The sequence below is a fragment of the Nitratireductor sp. XY-223 genome (assembly GCF_004959855.1).
In the GTDB taxonomy this organism is placed as follows: domain Bacteria; phylum Pseudomonadota; class Alphaproteobacteria; order Rhizobiales; family Rhizobiaceae; genus Hoeflea_A.
This window is the reverse complement of record NZ_SPNT01000049.1, coordinates 1-2,866: the sequence shown is the minus strand read 5'-3', so window position 1 is coordinate 2,866 and position 2,866 is coordinate 1. Positions and strand designations below refer to the sequence as shown.

Below are 2,866 nucleotides of genomic sequence, written 5' to 3'. Positions count from 1 at the left end.
CTTCGGAACTCGGCGCGGACCGCTTCCGGTTCATTGACAACCTCACGCTGAGGGGCAGCGACGAGGCCGACACGCTGACGGGCGGTCGGGGCCATGACACGCTGAAGGGCAAGAAGGGCGACGACACGCTGAACGGCGGCCGGGGCCATGACACGCTGGGCGGCGGCAAGGGCAACGACAGGCTGAACGGCGGCATGGGCGACGACAGGCTGAGGGGCGGACAGGGCACCGACACCTTCGCCTTCGCGGCGGGCGACGGCAACGACACCGTTGCCGATTTCGAGGACGGCGACACGATCCGCATCGACGGGGTTTCCGGCGGGTTCGCCGGGCTGGACATCCGGCAGGACGGCGACGATACCGTGATCGGCTACGGCACCCTCGGCGACAGCATCCGGCTGACGGGCGTGACGGCGGAAACGCTCGACAAGGACGACTTCGCGCTGCCCGGCACGCAGCAGGCGCCCGGCAATGGCGACCGGGGCGTCCAGGGCGCCGGCGACAGGGACAGCGAGAACGACGGCGGCGGCAATACGCCCCTGCCCGGCACGCAGCGGCAGGCACCGGGCGAGGCGCAAAGCGGATCACCCGCTGGTACGCAGCAGCAGGCGCCGGACTTCAAGACGCAGCGCGGCACATCGGGCGACGACAGCCTTAAAGGCGGGGACGGCAAGGACCACCTTTACGGCGGCGACGGCGACGACAGCCTTCATGGCGGCAAGGGCGACGACACGCTTTATGGCGAGGGCGGCAATGACAGCCTTGATGGTGGGGCCGGCGACGACACGCTTTATGGCGGCGACGGCAACGACAGCCTTGATGGCGACAAGCAATATTATACCGATTACTTTCCTGGTATAGAGGGCTACTACCCCCGTGGAGAGCGTGTCGGAGACCGTTACTATTTTGATCGAGATGCGGAAATCGAAGGCGGCGACGACACGCTTTATGGCGGGGCCGGCGACGACAGCCTTGATGGTGGGGCCGGCAACGACACGCTTTATGGCGGGGACGGCTCCGGCAGAGACAGCGGCGACGACTCCATTGATGGCGGCGACGGCGACGACACGCTTTATGGCGAGGACGGCAATGACAGCCTTTATGGTGGGGACGGCGATGACACGCTGCACGGCGGCGACGGCGACGACAGCCTTTATGGCGACAAGGAATATTATACCGATTACTTTCCTGAGCTAAAGTCATACCACCCCCGTGGAGTGCGTGTCGGAGACCGTTACTACTATTATGGAAAGCCGGAAATCATCAACAAGGGCGGCGACGACACGCTTTATGGCGGCGGCGGCGACGACAGCCTTTATGGTCGCTACGGCGACGACACGCTTTATGGCGGGGACGGCAATGACAGCCTTTATGGCGGGGACGGCAATGACGCCCTGTGGGGCGGCGGCGGCGCCGACGACTTCAACTTCCGCAGCGGGGAGGGTGCCGACACCATCCACGACTTCGAGGACGGGACGGATACAATCTCCATCAAGGGCGGGTTGAAGTTCTCCGACCTGACCATCACAAACAACGCGCAAGGCCATGCGGTGATCACCGGCTACGGGGAGAACGACAGCATCACGCTGAAAGGCGTGTCCGCGTCAATGCTTAGCGATGCCGATTTCCACTTCCCCTCCGCCCTCTTCTCCGAGCACGACGTCGGGGACGATGGGAACGACGGCGGCAATACGGATCAGCCGCCCGCAGGCGTCACGCTCCGCGGCGGGGCGGACGACGACTACCTTTATGGCCGCGGCGGCGACGACACGATTTACGGCGGCGACGGCGATGACTACATCTGGGGCGGCAACCGTTACGGCGACGGCGACGACGGCGACGACACCCTTCATGGCGGCGACGGCGGCGACTACATCTGGGGCGGCAACGACAGTGGCGAAGGCGACGACGGCGACGACACGATTTACGGCGGCGACGGCGGAGACTACATCTGGGGCGGCAACCGCCTCGGCGACGGCGCCGACGGCGCCGACACCCTTCATGGCGAAGACGGCGACGACTACATCTGGGGCGGCAACCGGAACGGCGACGGCGACGACGGCGACGACACCCTTCATGGCGGCGACGGCGGCGACTACATCTGGGGCGGCAACCGGAACGGCGACGGCGACGACGGCAACGACACGATCCACGGCGGCGACAACAGCGAAGTAATTAATTTCTTGCCTTGGCCTTTCTCCATCGGCTACCCCGACGGCAAACGCTACACCCCCGGCGACCACATCTGGGGCGGCAACGAACACGGCGAAGGCGACGACGGCGACGACACCATCCACGGCAGCAATGGCGGCGACTACATCCACGGCGGCAACCGATACGGCGCCGGCGACGACGGCGACGACACGATCGAGGGCGGCGACGGAAAAGACTACATCATCGGCGGCAACGAGTTTGGCGACGGCGACGACGGCGACGACACGATCGAGGGCGGCAAGGGCAATGACAGCCTGTGGGGCGGCAACCGCTACGGCGACGGCGCCGACGGGTCCGACCGGTTCGTGTTCGGCAGCGGGGACGGGAACGACACCATCCACGACTTCGAGGACGGGAAGGACATCCTCGTCATCAAGGGCGGATTGCAGTTCTCCGACCTGGCCATCACCAACAACGCGGAGGGCCATGCGGTGATCACCGGCTACGGGGACGACGCCAGCATCACGCTGGAAGGCGTGGATGCGGCGGCTCTTACCGATGCCGATTTCGACTTTCTCGGCGGCTGAGGGTTCGGGTCGCGGCGGCCCGGCATACGGAGGCGGAGATTTGCCTTGAGCATCGAGAATGCGAACCCGCGCTCGGTTCTTGTGCGCTATCGCGGCGCGCTTGTCCTGGTTGGCGCCGTGAGCGC

General features: G+C 65.8%; 1 pseudogene. It reads left to right on the top strand.

Annotation, left to right across the window (positions count from 1 at the left end):
• A pseudogene (locus E4M07_RS28920) lies at positions 1 to 2,741 on the top strand (calcium-binding protein); the annotation flags it as partial.
• Positions 2,742 to 2,866 lie beyond the last annotated feature (125 nt).